Origin of the sequence: Bradyrhizobium sp. 27S5 (assembly GCF_037217225.1) — a bacterium.
Taxonomy (GTDB): domain Bacteria; phylum Pseudomonadota; class Alphaproteobacteria; order Rhizobiales; family Xanthobacteraceae; genus Bradyrhizobium; species Bradyrhizobium septentrionale.
Window position 1 is genome coordinate 6,968,205 of sequence record NZ_CP147714.1, and the last position, 20,070, is coordinate 6,988,274.

The 20,070-nt window shown below is 63.5% G+C and carries 18 protein-coding genes; 14 read left to right on the plus strand and 4 right to left on the minus strand.

The window, feature by feature from the left end; genetic code table 11:
- Positions 1 to 9 precede the first annotated feature (9 nt).
- From WDM24_RS32895 to WDM24_RS32905, 3 genes are all read left to right on the plus strand, one after another.
- Positions 10 to 876 carry a S1C family serine protease gene (locus WDM24_RS32895; RefSeq protein WP_338828728.1) on the plus strand — a complete coding sequence of 289 codons (867 nt, stop codon included), beginning with the start codon at positions 10 to 12 and terminating at the stop codon, positions 874 to 876.
- On the plus strand, positions 873 to 1,247 hold the full coding sequence (locus WDM24_RS32900) for a response regulator transcription factor (protein WP_029080353.1): 375 nt from the start codon (positions 873 to 875) through the stop codon (positions 1,245 to 1,247). The genes WDM24_RS32895 and WDM24_RS32900 overlap by 4 nt, the downstream gene beginning before the upstream one ends.
- Before the next feature lie 771 nt (positions 1,248 to 2,018).
- The gene (locus tag WDM24_RS32905; protein WP_248114316.1) at positions 2,019 to 2,231 is read left to right on the plus strand and encodes a hypothetical protein; all 213 of its coding nucleotides are present in this window, start codon (positions 2,019 to 2,021) and stop codon (positions 2,229 to 2,231) included.
- 76 nt (positions 2,232 to 2,307) lie between these two features.
- Here the strand turns inward: WDM24_RS32905 and WDM24_RS32910 are convergent, their stop codons facing one another.
- Positions 2,308 to 3,669, minus strand: a complete 1,362-nt coding sequence (locus WDM24_RS32910) for a hypothetical protein (RefSeq protein WP_338828729.1) — start codon at positions 3,667 to 3,669, stop codon at positions 2,308 to 2,310.
- A 149-nt stretch (positions 3,670 to 3,818) separates the two neighbouring features.
- Here WDM24_RS32910 and WDM24_RS32915 point away from each other — a divergent pair, with 149 nt between their 5' ends.
- Positions 3,819 to 4,910 carry a mandelate racemase/muconate lactonizing enzyme family protein gene (locus WDM24_RS32915; protein WP_338828730.1) on the plus strand — a complete coding sequence of 364 codons (1,092 nt, stop codon included), beginning with the start codon at positions 3,819 to 3,821 and terminating at the stop codon, positions 4,908 to 4,910.
- Positions 4,911 to 4,927: 17 nt separating this feature from the next.
- Here the strand turns inward: WDM24_RS32915 and WDM24_RS32920 are convergent, their stop codons facing one another.
- Positions 4,928 to 5,359 carry a hypothetical protein gene (locus WDM24_RS32920; protein ID WP_166209213.1) on the minus strand — a complete coding sequence of 144 codons (432 nt, stop codon included), beginning with the start codon at positions 5,357 to 5,359 and terminating at the stop codon, positions 4,928 to 4,930.
- A 377-nt stretch (positions 5,360 to 5,736) separates the two neighbouring features.
- Here WDM24_RS32920 and WDM24_RS32925 point away from each other — a divergent pair, with 377 nt between their 5' ends.
- The 6 genes from WDM24_RS32925 to WDM24_RS32950 all read left to right on the plus strand — a co-directional run bounded on the left by WDM24_RS32925 (position 5,737) and on the right by WDM24_RS32950 (position 13,224).
- Positions 5,737 to 7,155 (plus strand): M20 family metallopeptidase, encoded by a 1,419-nt coding sequence (locus WDM24_RS32925; RefSeq protein ID WP_338691574.1) that lies wholly within the window; start codon positions 5,737 to 5,739, stop codon positions 7,153 to 7,155.
- A gap of 465 nt (positions 7,156 to 7,620) precedes the next feature.
- Positions 7,621 to 9,414: a peptide ABC transporter substrate-binding protein gene (locus tag WDM24_RS32930; protein ID WP_248114313.1), complete on the plus strand. Its 1,794-nt coding sequence runs from the start codon at positions 7,621 to 7,623 to the stop codon at positions 9,412 to 9,414.
- A gap of 28 nt (positions 9,415 to 9,442) precedes the next feature.
- A complete protein-coding gene (locus WDM24_RS32935; RefSeq protein ID WP_029080430.1) occupies positions 9,443 to 10,399 on the plus strand; it encodes an ABC transporter permease in 957 nt (318 codons plus the stop codon).
- Complete coding sequence (locus WDM24_RS32940; protein WP_029080358.1) at positions 10,365 to 11,282, plus strand: ABC transporter permease; 918 nt, start codon at positions 10,365 to 10,367, stop codon at positions 11,280 to 11,282. The genes WDM24_RS32935 and WDM24_RS32940 overlap by 35 nt, the downstream gene beginning before the upstream one ends.
- Positions 11,279 to 12,259 (plus strand): ABC transporter ATP-binding protein, encoded by a 981-nt coding sequence (locus WDM24_RS32945; protein ID WP_338832490.1) that lies wholly within the window; start codon positions 11,279 to 11,281, stop codon positions 12,257 to 12,259. Before WDM24_RS32940 ends, WDM24_RS32945 begins: the two co-directional genes overlap by 4 nt.
- Positions 12,256 to 13,224, plus strand: coding sequence for an ABC transporter ATP-binding protein (locus tag WDM24_RS32950; RefSeq protein ID WP_176399233.1), 969 nt, complete (start codon positions 12,256 to 12,258; stop codon positions 13,222 to 13,224). The genes WDM24_RS32945 and WDM24_RS32950 overlap by 4 nt, the downstream gene beginning before the upstream one ends.
- Positions 13,225 to 13,440: 216 nt before the next feature.
- On the opposite strand, the gene WDM24_RS32955 is transcribed toward WDM24_RS32950, so the two are convergent.
- Positions 13,441 to 14,415, minus strand: coding sequence for a LysR family transcriptional regulator (locus tag WDM24_RS32955; RefSeq protein ID WP_338828731.1), 975 nt, complete (start codon positions 14,413 to 14,415; stop codon positions 13,441 to 13,443).
- A 106-nt stretch (positions 14,416 to 14,521) separates the two neighbouring features.
- A complete protein-coding gene (locus tag WDM24_RS32960; protein ID WP_248114311.1) occupies positions 14,522 to 15,142 on the minus strand; it encodes a TetR/AcrR family transcriptional regulator in 621 nt (206 codons plus the stop codon).
- Positions 15,143 to 15,363: 221 nt separating this feature from the next.
- On the opposite strand from WDM24_RS32960, the gene WDM24_RS32965 reads away from it, so the two are divergent.
- The 4 genes from WDM24_RS32965 (at position 15,364) to WDM24_RS32980 (ending at position 20,063) form a co-directional block, all read left to right on the plus strand.
- Positions 15,364 to 15,771, plus strand: a complete 408-nt coding sequence (locus WDM24_RS32965) for an AraC family transcriptional regulator (RefSeq protein ID WP_338691578.1) — start codon at positions 15,364 to 15,366, stop codon at positions 15,769 to 15,771.
- Positions 15,772 to 15,849: 78 nt separating this feature from the next.
- Positions 15,850 to 17,916 carry an autotransporter domain-containing protein gene (locus WDM24_RS32970; RefSeq protein WP_338828732.1) on the plus strand — a complete coding sequence of 689 codons (2,067 nt, stop codon included), beginning with the start codon at positions 15,850 to 15,852 and terminating at the stop codon, positions 17,914 to 17,916.
- 175 nt (positions 17,917 to 18,091) lie between these two features.
- Positions 18,092 to 19,027 (plus strand): class A beta-lactamase, encoded by a 936-nt coding sequence (bla, locus tag WDM24_RS32975; RefSeq protein WP_338828733.1) that lies wholly within the window; start codon positions 18,092 to 18,094, stop codon positions 19,025 to 19,027.
- Positions 19,028 to 19,148: 121 nt separating this feature from the next.
- On the plus strand, positions 19,149 to 20,063 hold the full coding sequence (locus tag WDM24_RS32980; protein ID WP_338828734.1) for an ankyrin repeat domain-containing protein: 915 nt from the start codon (positions 19,149 to 19,151) through the stop codon (positions 20,061 to 20,063).
- Positions 20,064 to 20,070: the final 7 nt, after the last annotated feature.

The following is a 20,070-nucleotide window of genomic DNA, read 5'->3' on the forward strand; positions in this document are numbered from 1 at the left end:
GAGTTTCCCATGACCGAACCGACCACCCTCGCCTCGCTGTCGTCAGCCCTTTCGGAGACCATTGCGCGCGCCGCGCCCGCGGTCGTCTCCGTGCATTCGCATCGCGCGCGCGCATCCGGCTTTGTCTGGAAGACGGGCCTCGTCGTCACCGCCGACGAAGCCCTTGCCGACGAGGGCGAGGTCGAAATCCAGTTCGCCGACGGCAGCCGCAGGCCGGCGACCGTCACTGGGCGCGACCACACCACCGACGTCGCGCTGCTGCGCGTCGGCGGCGATGTCGCGCCGATCAAGCTCTCCACAGAGATCCCCGCGCTGGGATCGCTCGCGGTGATCGTCGCCGCCGACCGCGGCGCGCCGTCCGCTCGGCTCGGCATGGTCTCATTATCAGGCGCGCCCTGGCGCAGCCTGCGCGGCGGCGAGATCGACGCGCGGATCGAGCTCGACGTCCGGCTGCGGCACAGCCAGCAGGGCGGAGTTGCACTGAATGCCGCGGGCGAGCCGTTCGGCATGGCCGTGCTCGGACCGCGCCGCGTGCTGACGATACCGGCCGCGACCATCGAGCGGGTCGCGACGCAGCTGGAGAAAAGCGGCCGCATCGCGCGCGGATATCTCGGCGTCGGGTTGCAGCCGGTCCGTCTCGACGACGGCCTCGGCGCGATGGTGATGAATGTCGACAAGGCCGGGCCCTCGGCCGCCGCCGGCATCCGCCAGGGCGACGTGATCGTTGCCGTAAACGGTGAGAAACTGTCGGGCGTGCGGGCGCTGTCGCGCGGTCTCGGACCGCAAAGCGTCGGCACCGTGGTTGAGCTCACCGTGCACCGCGGCGGCGAGCCGCTGAACGTCAAGGTCACGGTCGGCGAGAGGCCCGAGACGTGAGCAGTGAGCCGGCCTCCGACATCGTCATCGCGCTCGAGATCGACGATCCCGTGCTGGCCGACCGGCTGGCGACGCTGCTCGGCAGCGTCGCCGGTCTGCGGTTGGCCGCTCCGGGCGAGCAGGCAACGGCTGCGATCGTCGCCCGCAACCGGGAGGCCGCAGGCGCCGGCGACTTCGAGCTGACGCCGCGCGAACTCGACGTGCTGGCGCTGCTGGCCGAAGGCGCATCCAACAAGATGATCGCGCAGCGGCTCGGGATCTCGGTCCACACCGCCAAGTTTCATGTCGGCTCCCTGCTGGACAAGCTCGACGCGACCGGCCGCACCGACGCCGTCGCCCATGCCGCGCGGCGCGGGGTGATTAATTTGTGAATTCCACGTTTCCGTCGTTATTGCGAGGAGCGAAAGCGATATCCGCAACCGCGGTGTCATCACTCGCGCATGCGGGTGATCCAGTATTCCAGAGGCTTCGGTGCTTGAGCCGAGAGGCCGCGGCGTACTGGATCGCCCGGTCGAGCCGGGCGATGACAGTTAGGGTGGGGACATAGCTTCGCATTCTCGCGACATGATTTGTCCGAGCTTTGCTCTTCGTTCCGCCCTCTGTTGAACAGAGGGCGCAGGGAAAGCCGGGTGCCGATCGCACCCATGGGCCCCGAGCAAAGGTAGAAGGCTCGGGGGTAGGACCACAGGTGTAACCGGGAACATCCCGGCTTTCCCTGCGCGATGGGTTACGGCTTACTTCGTGCTCTCCCCGGCGAGACTGGGCTTGCTTGTCACCGCCTCCGCAACACGCCATCGCGTGTTGCGACGAGACACCTGCCGCTAGGGCGTCAGGACCACACGACTTCACCGTCCACTTCATGGGCACTCGTCAGTTGCCCATTCAGCGTCCACCACATCTCACCGCAACACCCGTGACGATGCGCAGCGCCCCTCGATCGGGTGAGACCGGCAGACCATACACCGAGTTGTATTTCTGATAAAGCGAAATATTTTTCACGCAGCCACTGGACAACGACCCCAACTCAGTGATTTGCGAAAATTCCGTGATGCGGACGCTTAGACCAATTGCGTAAGTAGTCGTCCGGATACAGACGCCGTCGCGATCTGGCTATGCAGGCTCAGCTCACAAAAAGAAACGGCATGAAGAAGCTGATCGATCGTCATCGGGACATTGAATACACGCTCATCAACATCGAACCTGACACCTGGAGTTGGTCGTTCGACATCAACGGCAAGACCAAGCGAGGGATCACGCGCGCCAGACTCGACCTGTTGGCGCAGCGCCGGGTCTGCACGCTGATCGATCGCGAATTGAAAAGCGCAAAGCGGACGAAGCCGAGAGAGCCCGGCTAGGCCGCTCGCTTTGTCAGTCAGCGCATGCTGAAGCTTTGCTCTCCTCCTCCCACAGAGCTGAAGCCACCGCATCCGCTCAAGACGATGCGATGACGGCAGCCGCAATCTCGAGCCGCGGCCCGGCATATCGCCGGTCGTCCGGCCCGCCCTCGCCGCAGCCGACGCTCCAGACTGCGGGCCAGGAAAAGCGCTCAAGCCCGGTCGCCGAAATCGCCGTGCACGACGTCCAGCGCGTGTCGCCGCTGCGTCGCCACAGCACGCCGCCCGGTCCCATATCGGGATAGAAGGCAACATCGAGCGCGAAATCGGCGTCCGCGCCGAGATCGGGACCGATCCAGTAATGAGGACTGCGCCCCTGCTCGCGTCCCAGGATCAAGGTCAGCGTCTGTTTCGGCCCGCGCAAGCCTAGCCAGAGCGGTGCGATCATCCCGGGCGCGGGCGTGCAGAGCAGCGTTTGAGGCGCAGCGATGTCGGCTGCGGTGCGGCCCGACAATTTCAGGGCGATCATCGTTGTGGGCGCCGGCGTTCCCGAGAGTGGCGCAGGGCTCGTCCCGCGCGGCGGTGGCGACCACGAAGCCTGGTCGAGCGACGGCAGCGGCCATGCGAGCCGCTCGCGCACGACGCCTTCGGTGTCGAGCACCTGGTAGCGAAGGCCGCTCTGATCGAGCGCGGCCTGCACGCAATGCAGATACTCGACGCCTTCGGGCATCCGGTGCGCGGTGCCCGCGCCGGCCGTGCAGAGCTGCAGCACGCCGCGATGGACCTGAACGTCGAAGGCGAGGATGTGGCTGCACAGATAGGCGGTCACATCGGCGCGCACGAGGATATCCCAGAAGCGCGCACTGTATTCGTGGCCGATCTCGCGCTGATAGGCGCCGCTGTAGCCATTGATGGGGAATACCGGATGATGGCCCAGCACCAGTTTGTGCCTGGCATCCGCGTGCTGGGCGAGAACCGCCTCGAGCCAGTCGGTCTCGACATGCCCCTCGCCACCGAGCCCGCTCCACAGCGTGTGGACGAACACCATCAAGAGATCGTCGCGGCGAACCCAATAGGACAGCCCTTCCTGACCGGGCGGGCCGTTGCGCGGCAGCTTCAGCACCTCGCGAAACACCGCCTCGCTCATCGCATCATAGGTGGTGTGGTTGCCGGTGGTGTGCCACATCGGCGTCTCGCGCCGGTCGAGCCAGCCCATCTCGGTCTCGAGCCAATGCCGCCATTGTGCGCGCAGCGCGTCGGCGTCCGCCGTGAGGCCGATGATCTCGTCGCCGGGAAAGAGGATGAACTCGGGCCGCGGATGCAACCGGCGCACCACATCATTCACCGAGGCAAAGGTCCGCTCATGCAGCGCGCCCGCTACCCCCGAGCAGGAATCGGCATAGAGCACGAACTGGTGGCCCGGATTTCTCGGCAACAGAGACGGAATAGCATCATGCATGGTCGGGCCACGTCCTCGCGAGCTGCATCATAGAGGAAGGCAGACTGATCGCTCAAGGCAGACATTCGCGCGCGCGAGGTTGCGGCCGGCAGGCGGTTTTGGGATCGTGTGCCGCGCAGTGCATCCATCCGACGATAAGGAGTTCCGGCGTGGCCATCCTCAAGGATTTCACCGTGGGATTCTACAAGATCCCGCTTCCGGTCGTGCTGAGCGACAGCACGCATGGCGAGATCAAGGCGTTCGAGCTCGTCACGATCCGCGCCCGCGACGCCGACGGCGCGGAAGGCACCGGCTACACCTACACGGTCGGCCGCAATGGCGGCGCCATCGCCAATATCCTGCGCCGCGAAATCCCCGAGATCGCGCGCGAGATGGAGGCCGACGACACCGAGCAGCTCTGGTACAAAGTATGGTGGGCGCTGCATTATGGCGGCCGCGGCGGGCCGGCGGTGCTTGCGCTCTCCGCGCTCGACATCGCGTTGTGGGATCTCAAGGCGCGCCGCGCGTCGCTGCCGCTGTGGCGGCTGCTCGGCGGCTTCGACCGCCGCGTGCCCTGCTATGCCGGCGGCATCGATCTCGATCTGCCGCTCGATGGATTGCTCAAGCAGACCGACGACAACCTCGCCAAGGGTTTTCGCGCCATCAAGATGAAGGTCGGCCGTGCCAGCCTCGCATCCGACGTGGCGCGCGTGAAGGCGATGCGCGGCCATCTCGGCGACGAGTTTCCGCTGATGGCCGACGCCAACATGAAGTGGACGGTCGAGGAGGCGATCCGCGCCGCGCGCGCCCTGCAACCGTTCGACCTGACCTGGCTCGAGGAGCCGACCATTCCGGACGACGTCGCGGGACACGCCCGCATTCTGCAGGCCGGCGGCGTGCCGATTGCGGCCGGTGAAAATCTGCGCAGCCTGTGGGAGTTCAAGTCCTATATCGCCGGCGGCGCGCTGTCCTATGCCGAGCCGGACGTCACCAATGCCGGCGGCGTGACCAGCTTCATGAAGATCGCGCGGCTCGCCGAGGCCTTCAACGTCCCGGTGACCAGCCATGGCGCGCATGACATCACCGTGCATCTGCTGGCAGCCTGCCCGAACCGTTCGTATCTCGAAGCGCACGGCTTTGGCCTCGACCGCTACATCGCAAACCCACTGGTTCTGGAGCACGGACTGGCGATCGCCCCGGATCGGCCGGGGCACGGCATCGCCTTCGACTGGAAGGGACTGGAGCGGCTCAGCGCGGGATGATGGGACAGCTGGCTCTGCTATCGGTTGCAGTGGCGGATGAATGTTACATTCCTGGCGTACAGGTAAGTGTAAGGGTCCACCTGTTCGAGCGCGTGGTGCCGCATCACCCAGTCGCGAACCTCGGGCGCATAGGCCGACATCATTAATTGGGTCTCGCCGGGGTTAATGCTGCGATCGCCGTGATGTGCAGCGTGAAACATGAAGTAGCCGCTCGGGGTAATGCAGATCTTGTTGAGGGGAACGGTCCCCAGGACCGTCGTGCAGGACGACTTGCAGCGACCATCGATCACCACGCGATCATACTCCGCATTGACTTGCGAGTACTTGTAGATGTGCGCGGCGGTGTTCCCGCCAGGGTCGTGAAGATAGTAGATCTTCTCCGCGTAGGCGGAACCGGCCATTACCAACGTGAAGATGGTGATACTGACCACGGCGAGCATCCGATACATATTACTTCCCCTCTTGCTGTCCCCTCTACTTCAACGGGCATTTCGGGATGAGTACTATGCGTGGGTCGCTTTCGCAACTTCCGCCGTAGGACCCTTTGTTGGACCCTTCGCGGACACGGTTGGGCAAGCCGACGATATCCGCTCTTGAAGCCAAGCCGGAAGACATAGCTTCGAGTCGCGGATCGGGTCTGCAAGCAAGTGCCCTAGTCGCGCTCGCGGCAAGCTGCTAGCCTTTTGTGCTTCAGATTGCTCAAAGCGCGATGAGATTGGGTTGAATCGTCATCGCGCTTTGAGCTCATTGTTTGAGCATGATCTTTTCGGAAAACCGCTTCACACTTTTCCGGATCATGCTCTAGCGAGTTAAGGGACCGAAGCAAATGGACAACCGTAGTGATGTTTGGCGCAGCGTCGACACGATCAAGCCGCGATTCATCGAATTGAGCGACCGGGTCTGGGCGATGCCCGAGGTCTGCTACACCGAGGCACGCTCCTCCGCCGAACATCTGGCCGAACTGCGCCATCAGGGCTTTCGCATCACCGAGAATCTCGCCGACATTCCGACCGCGGTGATGGGCGAATGGGGTGAAGGCGGACCTGTGATCGCCTTCCTCGGCGAATATGACGCCCTGCCCGGCCTCAGCCAGGAGGCCGGCGTCGCCGAACCTCGCCCGGTCGAGAGCGGCGGCCACGGCCATGGCTGCGGCCACAATCTGCTCGGCTCTTCCGCTTTGCTGGCCGCGACCGCAGTGAAGGACTGGCTCGCCGCCAACAAGGTGCCGGGCCGGGTGCGCTATTACGGCTGCCCCGCCGAGGAAGGCGGCGCGGCAAAGGCCTTCATGGTGCGCTGTGGCGCCTTCGAGGATGCCGACATCGCCATCACCTGGCATCCGCACAGTTTCTGGGAGGTGGCGGTGACGCCATCGCTCGCCAACACAAGGGCCGATTTCAGCTTCACCGGGCGAACCTCGCATGCCGCGGCCTCGCCGCATCTCGGCCGCAGCGCGCTCGACGCGGTGGAATTGATGAATGTCGGCGTCAACTACATGCGCGAGCACATGCCGAGTGACGCGCGCGTGCATTACGCCCTGCTCGACACCGGCGGCATCGCGCCCAATGTGGTGCAGGCGCATGCCCGCGTGCGCTATTCGATCCGCGCCCGCGACCTGCCCGGCATGAACGAGCTGGTCGAACGCGTGCACAAGATCGCGCAGGGCGCGGCGCTGATGACCGAGACCAAGGTCGAGATGAAGATCATCTCCGCGGTCTCCAACATCCTGCCCAACACGCCGCTGGAGCAGACGCTGCACCGGATCATGGAAGATCTCGGCCCGCCGCATTTCGACGATGCCGACAAGGATTTCGCCGGTAAGATCCGCGCGACCCTGACCGACAAGGACATCGCCTCGGTGTATTACGCGATCGGCATGGAGCCGACCGACCGGCCGCTCGCCGATTTCCTGGTGCCGATCGACGCCAAGCGCAATCCGCTGATCGGCTCGACCGATGTCGGCGACGTCAGCTGGGTGGTGCCGACCGTGCAGGTCCATGCACCGACGGTTGCAATCGGCACGCCGTTCCACACCTGGCAGGTTGTGGCGCAGGGCAAGACGCCGGCCGCGCACAAGGCGATGGTGCAGGCCGCCAAGGCGATGGCCGGCCTCGGCGTCAAGGCGCTGCTGGAGCCGGAGCTGATCGAAGCCGCCAAGGCCGATCTCAAGAAGCGGACCACCCGAACTCCTTATATCAGTCCGCTGCCGGCGAATGTTGCACCGCCGTTGGACATGTCGGTCGCCTGACGCGCCACATTTGCTGGCCGGGCTCCTCGGGGCCCGGCCAGAGCGCCGTTCCGACTGGATCGGAACAGAGCTGGATTTTGTTTTGACGCGTTTTCTTCGCGCCAACCGGTATCGCTATCCACTTCGCTCGAAAACGCTCTGGATTTTGTTTTGGCGCGTGTTCTTGACGCGAACCGGTATCCACTTCGTTCGAAAACGGGCCTGCGTGACAAAAAAGCATCTCGGAACAAAGGATAACGAACAAATTTTCCGCACTGCGAGGCGCGCAGAGACGGGCTTTGGCACCGAAATGCCGAACCGATGTGCGGCCGCGCGAGGTTCTGCACAAGCGATAGCCAAAAGACCTATGCGCCGAGCCCCGGGAGGCGTTGACCTTGGCGGTCATTCGGTGTGCCATCCTGCCGCCAAGACGGCGGCCGGTTCCCCGGCCCGCCGCAATCACACGTGAGCCGGACCGAGGGGACTATGTTCGACAAGAATCTGCGTGGCATGATCGACGACGTAAGGGACGGGCGGATGGATCGCCGCGCCTTCGTCAAGCGAATGATTGCCGTCGGCCTCACCGCTCCGATGGCGAACCAGATCCTCAGCCTCGGCGGCGTTGCGATGGCGCAGAGCCCCAGCCCCTACAAGCCGACCAAGCGCGGCGGCGGCGGTCCGCTGAAACTGTTGTGGTGGCAGGGCCCGACCCTGCTCAACCCGCACTTCGCCACCGGCACCAAGGACCAGGACGGCTCGCGCATCTTCTACGAGCCGCTCGCGAGCTGGGATACCGAAGGCAAACTCAACCCGATCCTTGCCGCGGAGATCCCGTCGATCCAAAACGGCGGGCTGGCCGCCGACGCCAAGTCGGTGGTCTGGAAACTCAAGCCCGGCGTCAAATGGCACGACGGCAAGCCCTTCACGGCAGATGATGCCGTGTTCAACTTTGAATATTGCAGCGATCCCGCGACGGCGGCCGTGAGCGTCGGCTCCTATGGCGATGTCAGCTCGGTCGAGAAGATCGACGACCTTACCATTCGCGTCGTGTTCAAGAAGCCGACCCCGTTCTGGGCCAATGCCTTTGTCGGCGCCTATGGCTGCATCATCCCCAAGCATCTGTTCGCGGAGTACAAGGGCAGCAAATCCCGCGAGGCGCCGAACAATCTGAAACCGGTCGGTACCGGCCCCTATAAATTCGTCGAGTTCAAGCCGGGCGACCAGATCCGCGGCGAGATCAACCCCGACTACCATATGCCGAACCGGCCCTATTTCGACACGTTCGAACTGAAGGGCGGCGGCGATGCCGTCTCGGCGGCACGCGCCATCATCCAGACCGGCGAATATGACTACGCCTGGAACATGCAGGTCGAAGACGAGGTGCTGCTGCGTCTCGAGAAGGGCGGCAAGGGCAAGACCGTCTACGCCCCCGGCGGCGACATCGAGTTCATCGCCATCAACTTCACCGACCCGAACACCGAGGTCGACGGCGAACGGTCGTCGTTGAAGACCAAGCATCCGATCCTGTCCGATCCGCGCGCGCGCCAGGCGCTGGCGCTGCTGGTCGACCGCGACTCCGTCAAGAAGGCGATCTACGGCCGCGCCGGCCGCACCACGGCCAATTACCTCAATGGCCCCGAGGAGTTCGCCTCCAAGAACACCAAATGGGAATTCTCGATCGAGAAGGCAGCCGCGCTGCTCGACGAAGCCGGCTGGAAGGTCGGCAGTGACGGCATCCGCGAAAAGGACGGCAAGAAGCTGAAACTGCTGTACCAGACCTCGATCAACGGGCCACGCCAGAAGACCCAGGCGATCGTCAAGCAGGCCTGCCAGAAGGCCGGCATAGACGTCGAGCTGAAATCGGTGGTGGCCTCGGTGTTCTTCTCCTCCGACGTCGCCAATCCCGACACTTATGCAAAATTCTTCGCCGACATCGAGATGTTCCAGATCCCGATGACCCAGCCCGATCCGGCGCTGCACATGCGCCGCTATCATTCGCGCAACATCGCGACCAAGGAGAACAAGTGGCAGGGCGGCAACTTCCCGCGCTGGGCCAACAAGGACTTCGATGCCGCGGTCGATGCCGCCGAGAACGAGATCGATCCGCTCAAGCGCGCCGATCTGTACATCAAGTGCAATGACCTGATGTGGCAGGACAATGTGGTGATTCCGGTCATGCACCGCATCAAGGTCGGCGCCGCGTCGAATACGCTGCGCCCCGTCATCAGCGGCTGGGCCAACGACCTGGATAATTTGCAGGATTGGTACAGGGACGCCTGACGACGTCAGTCGAACGGATTGCTCCCTCATGAGTCAGTATATCCTTCGTCGCCTGCTGATCGCGATTCCGAGCCTGCTCGGAATCTCGCTGGTGTTGTTCGTCGTGCTCGCACTCGCGCCCGGCGACCCGTTCTCCGAGCTCGCGACCAATCCCAACGTGCCGCCCGAAGTGCAGGCCGCGCTTCGGGCCAAGTTCGGCCTCGATGACCCGATCTATCTTCGCTACCTGCATTGGCTGGCGGCGATGGCGCAGGGCGACTGGGGCTTTTCCTTTGTCAGCCGGATGAATGTCGACACGCTGATCCTGCAGCGGCTGCCGGCGACACTCTATATCATCGGCTCCGCGCAGCTGCTCGCGCTCCTGATTGCGATCCCGGTCGGCGTCTATGCCGCCACAAGGCCCTATTCGCTGTTCGACCAGATCGCCAACACCTTCGCCTTCATCGGCTTTTCGCTACCGACCTTCTTCACCGGCATCCTGTTCATCCTGGTGTTTTCGGTGAAGCTGGACTGGCTGCCCTTCGTCTACACCGACGTGCCGGGCAGCGGGATCAAATGGGCGCTGGAGATGATCCGGCAGGCCATCATGCCGGTGATGGTGCTCGGCCTGTTCCAGGCGGCGTCGATGACCCGCTTCGTGCGCTCGGCGATGCTCGACGTCATCCGGCTCGACTATGTCACCACCGCCCGCGCCAAAGGCCTCGGGCAGGCCAAGGTGATCGTCAAGCATGTGATGCGCAACGCGATGATCCCGGTCGTCACGCTGATCGCACTGCAAATGCCTGCCGTGTTCGGCGGCGCCATCGTCACCGAGCAGATCTTCCGGATTCCTGGCATCGGCTCGCTCCTGATTTCATCCATCCTCGCCAACGACACGCCGGTCATCATGGCCGTCACCTTCGTGTTCGCTTGTCTCGTGGTGCTGTTCAACCTGATCGCAGATGTGCTCTATGGCTGGCTTGACCCTCGCATCTCCTTCCGCTGAGCGGCGCGGCTATTCGCCCTGGCGCGAGACCTGGCGCCGCTATCGCCGGCACAAGCCGGCCGTGGTCAGCGCCGTGCTGCTGTCGGTGCTGATCCTGGCCGTCGTGATCGGGCCATTCATCTGGCGCGTCGCCATCAACGACGTCGACGTCGTGGCAGGCCTGCAGGGCCCCTCGCTGGCGCATCCGTTCGGCACCGACGATCTCGGCCAGGACCTGCTCGCCCGCATGATCTATGGCGGACGCATCTCGCTCGCGGTCGGCCTTGCCGCGATGCTGGTCTCGGTGTTCGTCGGCACGCTGATCGGCGCGCTCGCCGGGATGTCGCGCGGCGCGCTCGGCTACGGGTTGATGTGGCTCACCGACCTGTTCCTGTCGCTGCCGCAACTGCCGCTGCTGCTGCTGCTGATCTATCTGTTCCGCGACGGCCTGAGGGCAGTGTTCGGCCCGGAGGGCGGCATCTTCATCCTGATCGTGCTTGTGATCGGCGGCCTGCGCTGGATGCCGGTCGCGCGCCTGGTGCGCGCCCAGTTCCTGTCGCTGCGCGAGAAGGAATTCGTCGAGGCGGCGCGCGCGCTCGGCGCGAGCCCGGTGCGGCAGGTGGTGCGCCACATCCTGCCCAATGCGCTCGGACCCGTGATCATCGCCGGCACGATCGACGTTGCCGCCGCGATCATCGCGGAATCGACGCTGTCATTCCTCGGTCTCGGCTTCCCGCCTGACACCCCGACCTGGGGCCGCATTCTCTATGACGCCAAGGACTTTCTCGACATCGGCCCGCATTGGGCGCTGTTCCCGGGCGGCGCGATCTTCATCGCGGTGGTCGCCATCAACTTCATCGGCGACGGGCTGCGCGACGCGCTCGACGCGCGCAAGGTGATCTGATGGCTCTGCTCGAGATCAAGGGCCTGAAAACCCATTTCACCACCGACGACGGCATCCTGCAGGCGGTCGACGGCGTCGACATCAGCATCAACCGCGGCGAGACGCTGTGCGTGGTCGGCGAATCCGGCTGCGGCAAGACCGTCACCGCGATGTCGATCCTCAAGCTGATCGCGATGCCGCCGGGCAAGATCGTCGCAGGCGAGATCATGTTCGAAGGCCGCGACCTCGTGCCGCTGACCAGCCACGAACTCGACGACATCAGGGCCAAGGAGATCGGCTTCATCTTCCAGGAGCCGATGACCTCGCTGAACCCGGTGCTGACCATCGGCGAGCAGATCTCCGAGAGCCTGCGCCGCCACGAGGCGGTGACCAGGAAGCAGGCGCTGGAACGCACCATCGAGATGTTGAAGCTGGTGCAGATCCCCAACGCCGAAGGCCGCGTGCATCACTATCCGCACCAGTTCTCCGGCGGCATGCGCCAGCGCGTGATGATCGCGATGGCGCTGGCCTGCCGGCCCAAGCTCGTGATCGCCGATGAGCCGACCACCGCGCTCGACGTCACCATCCAGGCGCAGATCCTCGACCTGCTGCAGGACATGAAGGAACGCCTCGGCATGGCGGTGATGCTGATCACGCACGCGATGGGCGTGGTGGCGGAGACCGCGCAGCGCGTCGTCGTGATGTATGCCGGCAAGGTGGTGGAGGAAGCAGGGGTCGACGAATTGTTCGCCGATCCGCGCCATCCCTACACCCAGGGCCTGATCCGTTCGATCCCGCGCATCGATCTCGACGCCGAGCACAAGACCCGGCTGGAGGCGATCGGCGGCTCGGTGCCGATCCTGATCAATCCGCCGCCCGGCTGCCGTTTTGCGCCCCGCTGCAAACACGCCATGAGCATCTGCGCCGAGCAGGAGCCGCGGCTGCGCGAGATCGCGCCCGGCCATCGCATGGCCTGCCACCTCGGAGACGCGTCATGAGCGAACCGCTGCTGCGCGTCAGCAATCTGAAGAAGCATTTTCCGGTGCTCGGCGGCCTGTTGTCGCGCGAGGTCGGCCAGGTCTATGCGGTCGACGGCGTGTCGTTTTCGGTCAATCGCGGCGAGACGCTGGGGCTGGTCGGCGAATCCGGCTGCGGCAAGTCGACCACCGGCCGCTGCGTGCTGCGCCTGATCGAACCGACCTCGGGCGAGGTCGTGTTCGACGGAAAGAGCGTGATGGGGCTCGGCGGCGGCGATCTGCGCGCCATGCGGCGCAATATGCAGCTGGTGTTCCAGGACCCGTTCGCCTCGCTCAATCCGCGCATGACGGTCGGCACGATCCTCGCCGAGCCCTTGATCATCCATAACCTCGTGACCTCGGCCAGCGAGCGCGAGGACCGCGTCGCTCGTCTGCTGGTCAAGGTCGGGCTGAAGGCCGACCACATGCGGCGCTATCCGCACGAATTCTCCGGCGGCCAGCGCCAGCGCATCGCGATTGCCCGCGCGCTGACCCTGGAGCCGAAGCTGATCGTGTGCGACGAGCCGGTCTCGGCGCTCGACGTCTCGATCCAGGCGCAGGTGATCAACCTGCTCGAGGATCTGCAGGCCGAGCTGAACCTCACCTATCTGTTCGTGGCCCACGATCTCTCGGTCGTGGAGCACATCTCGGACCGTGTCGCGGTGATGTATCTCGGCCGCATCGTCGAGCTCGCCAAGGCCAGCGATCTCTACCGCAACCCGCAGCACCCCTACACCAAGGCGCTGCTCTCGGCGGTGCCGGTGCCGGATCCCAAGGCAAAAAAGTTGCGCATCCGGCTCAAGGGCGACGTACCAAGCCCGATGAATCCGCCGAAAGGCTGCCACTTCCACACCCGCTGCCCGATCGCCGAAGAGCGTTGCCGGCAGACCGCGCCGGAGCTGCTGGAGGGCAGCAACGGCCACTCCGTGGCGTGCCATCTGGCGTAGCGGGGATTGCTCTGCAGCGCACTCTGCTCCCCGACCGTCACCCCCGCGCAAAGGCTTCGCCTTTGTCGCTGGAGGAGCGCGCTCTTGCGCGCGTCTCGAAGGGTCGACGGCCACCAGCCGGGCCGTGCATCCTTCGAGACGCCGCTTCGCGGCTCCTCCAGCGACAACGGCGGAGCCGTTGCGCGGGGATGACGGCATAGAAAGCAAGCTTGAAGATCAGCGGCTCCGCTTCTTCGCGGCGTTCGTCTTGGCCTTTGGCTTGGCCTTCGTTTTTGCCTTCGGCCGTGAGACAGGCGCATCCGTCCCCTCCTCCGTCTCTCTCGCATCCGCCCGCAGCGTGTCGAGCAGCCAGTCGCGGAAGGCACGCATGCCCGGCGTCACCTCCCGCGACTTCAGCCAGGTCAGCCAGTAGGAGCCCGCCGGAACCTCTGCCGCGAACGGCCGCAGCAGCCGGCCGGACGCCAGCTCATTGCCAAACATCGCGATCGGCACCAGCCCGACGCCGACGCCGCGCGCCGCGGCCTCGGCCATCGCCACCGAACTGTCGAAGATCGGCCCCTGGATTTTTGGGCACGGCGCGCCGGCGACCGCAAACCACAGCGGCCATTCCTCGGCGCGATAGGAGCGCAGCAAAAACTCCTGCGCGAGATCGGACGGCTTGCGCAGCCGGCTCGCCGCATCGGGGCAGCACACCGGCGAGAGCGGCGCGGACAACAGATGGATCGCCTCGGTGCCGTGCCACGAGCCATCGCCGAAGCGCAGCGCAAGATCGAGCCCGTCGCCGGCGATGTCGACGCGGTTGTTGTTGGTGAGCAGGCGCAGGTCGACATAGGGATGCGCGCGCTTGAAGCGGTCGACCCGTTGCAGCAGCCATCCGGTCGCAAACGTCGTGACACAGCCGACGGTGACGACCTCGCGGGTGCCCTTGGCCTCGATGCGGTCGATCGCAGCTCCAATCCGGTCGAGTGCATCGGTCAACACCGGCAGCAGCGCCAACCCTTCATCGGTGAGCACGAGCCCGCGCGGCAGGCGGCGGAACAGGCTGGCGCCGAGCGACTCCTCGAGCTGCTTGACCTGGTGACTGATCGCGGTCTGCGTCACGCGCAGCTCCATCCCCGCCCGGGTGAAGCTCAACAACCGCGCGGACGCCTCGAAGGCGCGCAATGCGTTCAGTGGGAGATGCCGGCGCACGGCATCATGACCAAGTTTTTCTCATGCCTGGCTGTATAAATGATTGTTGGGCTGCCGTCACGCCGTTCGGCAGGTTCGCGCCGCCAGCAGCTCCATTCCTCGGTCGCTACAACTTCTCAAGTCTCATTCCCAATTGATCCATCAGTTTGTCGACCCATTTTCTCTCCGCTTTCTGCTGCGGGATGCCTTCTCGCATAAGGAGACGATAGGTGATGGCTCCGCTTAACAGTTCTCGCAACAGCTCCTTGTCAGGCAGACGAGGCAGTGCACCGGTTCTACGTGCCTTTTCCAGGACGTTAGAAATTGCCTGCCACCGCGGTTCGACGAACTCGTCGCGATAGATCGTCAGCACCTCCGAATGATCAGGAAGCAATCCGATCAGCCGTGCAACAAGCCTGGGCAGCTCAGGCCGGGTCAATGCAGCGACGAATGCGTCGCGCAAGAAGTCCAGCAGCTCGGAAGGAGACATGTTCGCGAACGCCTCCGGGCTGTCCCTTCCCGATCCTTTCGTGTGGCGTATTGCTGTTATGAGTAGTTCGTCCCTGCTTTTCCACCGCCGGTAGATGGTCGCGCGAGTAATCCCCGTGAGTTTGGCAATTCGCTCAAAATTCACTGCCTCGGCTCCGTTCTCGATGAACAGCTCAACAGCCGCCCTCAAGATGGCTTCGTCGGCATCCGAATCGCGAGGCCGACCGCGAGCGCGGTCTTGTGCGACGCCCTTAGTCATTCAATCCGTCCGTTATGAGCCATCCCGGGTTCCTTATGCGACGCTCGCGACCAAGAGGGAAGTAGACCACCGGAGGACCGCTCCGCCGATTTCCAACGGTATCGGGCCAGAGCGGTCTTTACATTAAAATACAATACATATATGTATTGTAATTGTGAATGTATCCTTGCTGGGATGGCGCGTAACAGCGGCCCGACCCACAAATTACGGGAACATGTCCAGTGGCCGCGAAAGGTGGGTTGTCGACGAGGCGATTGAAAATTCTGCACGAGGTGATCGAGTCCAATTTGACGGGTCAGCTAAATATCGAGAGACTCGCCCGGGAAGTTGGGCTGAGCGTCGGCTATCTCAGTCGGGCATTCAAGCTCAGCAAGGGACTTTCGCCCCACCAGTACATTCTGCATGTTCGTGTTGAGCGTGCCAAACATTTGATCGAAACCAGCGATTGGTCTCTCGTTGAAATCGCTGAGCAGGTCGGCTTTGCCGATAGCAGCCATATGGCAACGGTCTTCGCCAGATTGACTGGTGAACCACCGTCGCGATTTCGCAACAGATGGGAAGAAGATCAGATCTTTGCAAAGTTCATGTCACGAACAAAAAAGCGCATCATGAATGCAAAAGTCGATTGATCGGAATCTAAAATAGCTTCTCCCGCCAGTCCGCGTCCCAGCAATTGGGACTATCAGGACGCAAACATGGGGGAGACGATGTTCGGAAAACAACTGGCGGCTTTGATTGCAACGCTTGTCGCGGTCACCTTGCCTCAAGCTTCGGTCGGGCAAACACTCTTTCAGGGATATTTTCCGAGTCCGGATTCTGCCGTTTCACCGTCGGCACAGTCGGTCGTTCCCAATGGAGGGATTCCGCTTGCGAACATTCATGCCGTCACCGGCTTCGGAGCAGTCTACGGCTTCGGATCAAGCTCGACCCAAACGCTCGTCAGTCCACCCAATGGCAATACGCCAGCTCAGTACGAACAGCAGTTCTCGCCGCTTATCGGCGCCATAAACACTCCGGGCTCGAATTTCCCGCCGGCGACAAACTTTGCAGCGGCCGGAACGACCGCCCAAACCGCATTGCTCGGAAATCCCGTTGGTTGCACATTAAAAGTCGACTGCATTTATCAGCCGCAGGTTCAGCAATTTCAGCGAAACTATGGGAAATTTTCTCCCAATGACATTGTGCTCCAGTTTTCCGGAATCAACGATTTTAGCGTTTCAGCCTTTGGCCTCATCACGTCACAGGCTGTCCTGAACCAGGTTGTTGCTCAGGACGTGCTTTATCAGACGGCGATGGTGCAACAGAACCTGGCGTTGGGCGCCCGCAACTACATTTTTCTCGGGCTACCGGACCTTGGAACGTTCTCGGCCTTCTCGGCTCCGGCAGTGAGCCTCGCGCCATTTGGCCTGCCCGGCTTTCTCGGTGGCGGCGACCCTGCTCTGCTGACCCAGGGTTCACTGCAGGTGAACCAGCAGATGTTGGCTAACCTGATTACGCTGCACAACCAGACCGGAGCAAACATTCACTACTTCGACACCGACCTGCTCGTGAAGGAAGTTCGTTCAAATCCAACGTTCTACGGATTCACCGTGGCAGGCGTCCAACCCAATGTTTCCTGTCGGTCGCTATTTGTTGATACAGCCTGCTCAACCGGACCGTTTAATGTTCAAAACCAGTATCTCAGCTGGGACGGTATCCACTACACCTATCGGTTCCACAACATTTTGGCGCTCGCGATTACGAACCAGCTGCTGGCGCCGTATACGATGGCCACTCAAGCTGAAATGGCCCAAGCTGGCAGCCTTGCATTTGCCGGCAGCCTGCTCGGGCGGCTCGACGCCTATCGTTATTCCGATGCAGCCTCCGACGCTCAACAAACCGCCTACAATTCGTATGCGATGGCTTTGAAGGCGTCACCGAAGGTGCAGCCTGCGGATCCGCTGGCGCGCTGGTCCATTTTTGCCATGGGTACGTACACGCACGCGAACCAGAATGATCGCTTGGGAGCCGCTGGCTTCGACAATGATCTCGGCGCTGGAACCGTCGGATTTGATTACAGGTGGAGCCGGAATCTACTGCTCGGTGGCGCATTCAACTATTCGGACACTTCGTCGAACATCAATCTTGTCGGAAACGCCCACACCGAAGTGAAGTCGTATCAATTCGCTGGTTTCGCATCAGCCAACTACGCAAGTTGGTTTAGCGATCTCGTGATTTCCTACGGCGTGAACAACTACAACATCAATCGGTCTGGCGTCGTCGACGTAATTTCAGCTTCACCGCACGGTAGCAATCTTGTTGCTGCGTGGAAGGCTGGATATCTATTTGACACTCCGGCTGTCAGGGTGGGCCCAATTGGCGGACTGACCTACAGCCACGTGTGGATCGATGCTTATGTTGAAAGCGGCGACCCATTGCTCACACAGGCCGTCTCGAAACAAGGTCTCGACGGATTAACCGGGAGCGGGGGCATTCAATTCCGTCTTCCAGCGCAGGCCATGCCTCGCGGGCTCAATCCGTTCCTTAACCTGACCGTTGAACGCGACTTCAATGGGAATGCTCGTGTTATCACGACGGCTCAAACCTATGCGCTCGGCCTTCCAATCGCGACCCAAGTGACAGACGGCCATTCACAGACCTACGGCAAGATAGCTGGTGGCACCAGCGTCGATTTGGGTGGAAGATTCAGCGCACTCTTCAACGCCGAATCGACTTTTGCGCGGCAAGGCGGGAATCTTCGCGCGGTTACGGCCGGAATCAGCGCGCGGTTGTAGCGCCTCCTGTTGAACCGGCATGGCGCACCCGAGAAAGCATAAGCGCATTCAACGGGAGATGCCGGCGCACGGCGTCATGACCAAGTTTTTCTCATGCCTGGCTGTATAAATGATTGTTTGTCGATCGTCACGCCGTTCGGCAGTTTCGCGCCGCCAACGGAGAACGAGAATCGACATGCTGACGAGACGGACATTTGGATTGCGCGCGCTGGGCCTTGCGATGTCCTGCACCCTGCCGCGGCCAAGCGCCGCGGCAGAACAGAGCGCCGCGGCAGGACAGAGTGCAGCGGCGGGACCAAGCGGGCCAGCGCTGCGGCTGCAGCAGGAATTTGCACGCATCGAGCTGGCGACCAGCGGCCGGCTCGGCGTCGCCGCGCTCGACATGGAGACGGGATTGCGCGCGAGTCAGCGCGGCGACGAGCGGTTCCCGATGTGCAGCACCTTCAAGGCGCTGGCGTCGGCCGCCGTGCTGCGTCGTGTCGATCGCGGCGAATCCAGCCTCGACCAGCGCGTGCAAATCGAGGCCAAGGATATCTTGGCCAATTCGCCGGTGACCAAGGAGCATGTCGCGTCGGGCATGACGCTTGCCGAAATCTGCGAGGCTGCCATCACGCGGAGCGACAACACCGCGGGCAACATGATCCTCCGCGAGATCGGCGGGCCAGCCGGCTTAACCAGCTTCTTCCGCACCATCGGCGACAATGTGAGCCGGCTCGACCGCTGGGAGCTGGCGCTGAACGAGGGAGTATCACGCGATCCGCGTGACACCACGAGCCCGACCGCAATGCTGAAGAATCTGCAGCGCGTTGTGATCGGCGATGTCCTGCAGGCCACCTCGCGCCAGAGGCTCATCGACTGGATGGTCGCCAACAAGACCGGCGACGCCCGGCTGCGCGCCGGCGTGCCGCGCGACTGGCGGGTTGGCGACAAGACCGGCACTGGGGAGCGCGGCACCTATAACGATATCGGCGTGTTCTGGCCGCCCGGCCGCAAGCCGATCGTGGTGACGGTCTACCTGACCGGGGCGAGTGCTCCCATGGAGACATGCAACGAGGTGATCGCCAACGTCGCGCGCGCCGTTGCCAATGCGAGTACCGGACAGACCGGCTAGAGCGGCAGGACAACGCCGCGCGGCACAACGGTCGATCGCTGCGCGGCTTGGCAGCAACGAAGGATCATGCGACGCTCAATCGAATGGCGATGCTGTCAGCAGGCCATACGGAGGACACGTCTTGTATCGCCGCATCGCCCTCGCCGCGCTGCTTGTTGCCGGCAGCGTCCACGCTAGCTTCGCGGCGGCCGACCCGGCGCGGTGCCGCGAGCTGATCCGCAAATATGAAACCGACAAGGCGCAGCTCAGCGCAGTCGAGATCTCGCTGACCTTGTTCGCGGCGGCCAATGCCGATTGCATCAACCTCGCCACCGAGCTGCTCGATGGCGGCGCCTCGGTCGATGCACGGGACCGGCTGGGTGCACGGCCGCTGAGCCACGCCGCCCGCTCCGGCCATCTCGACATGGTCGACCTGCTGCTGGCGCGCGGCGCGCCGGTCGATGCACGCAACCTCGCGGGATCGACCGCGCTGTATTTTGCCGCCGAGCGCGGCCATGCCGCGATCGTGCAGCGCCTGATCGATCGCGGTGCCGACGTCAATCTCACCGGGCGCAGCGGCGCATCGCCGGTCGCGGCCGCCGCCTATGCCGGCAGGGACATGGCGGTGCGCATGCTGCTGGCACACGGCGCCGACGGCCGCAAGGCTGACGACACCGGCAAGCCACCGGTGGTGTATGCGGCGGCCGGCGGTCAGCTCGGCATCGTCAAGCAGCTGCTCGCGCTCGGTATCGACGTCAACGCGCGCTACGCCAACGATCTCACGCTCTTGATGTGGGCCGCCGGACCCGACGAGACCGTGCCGGAGGCGCAGGCGCTCGAGATCGTTTCGCATCTGCTCGACGCGGGCGCCAGGGTCGACGATCGCGATGCGCGCGGACGCACCGCGCTGATGATCGCCGCCGAAGGCAATCATCCCGCGATTGCCAAGGCGCTGCTGGCCCATGGCGCCGATGCGGCGCTGGCCGACAAGGCCGGCAAGCACGCCGCCGACCTCACCATCCTGTCGGCGCTGCGCGAGGAGCTGACGCCGCGCTAGCAATCGC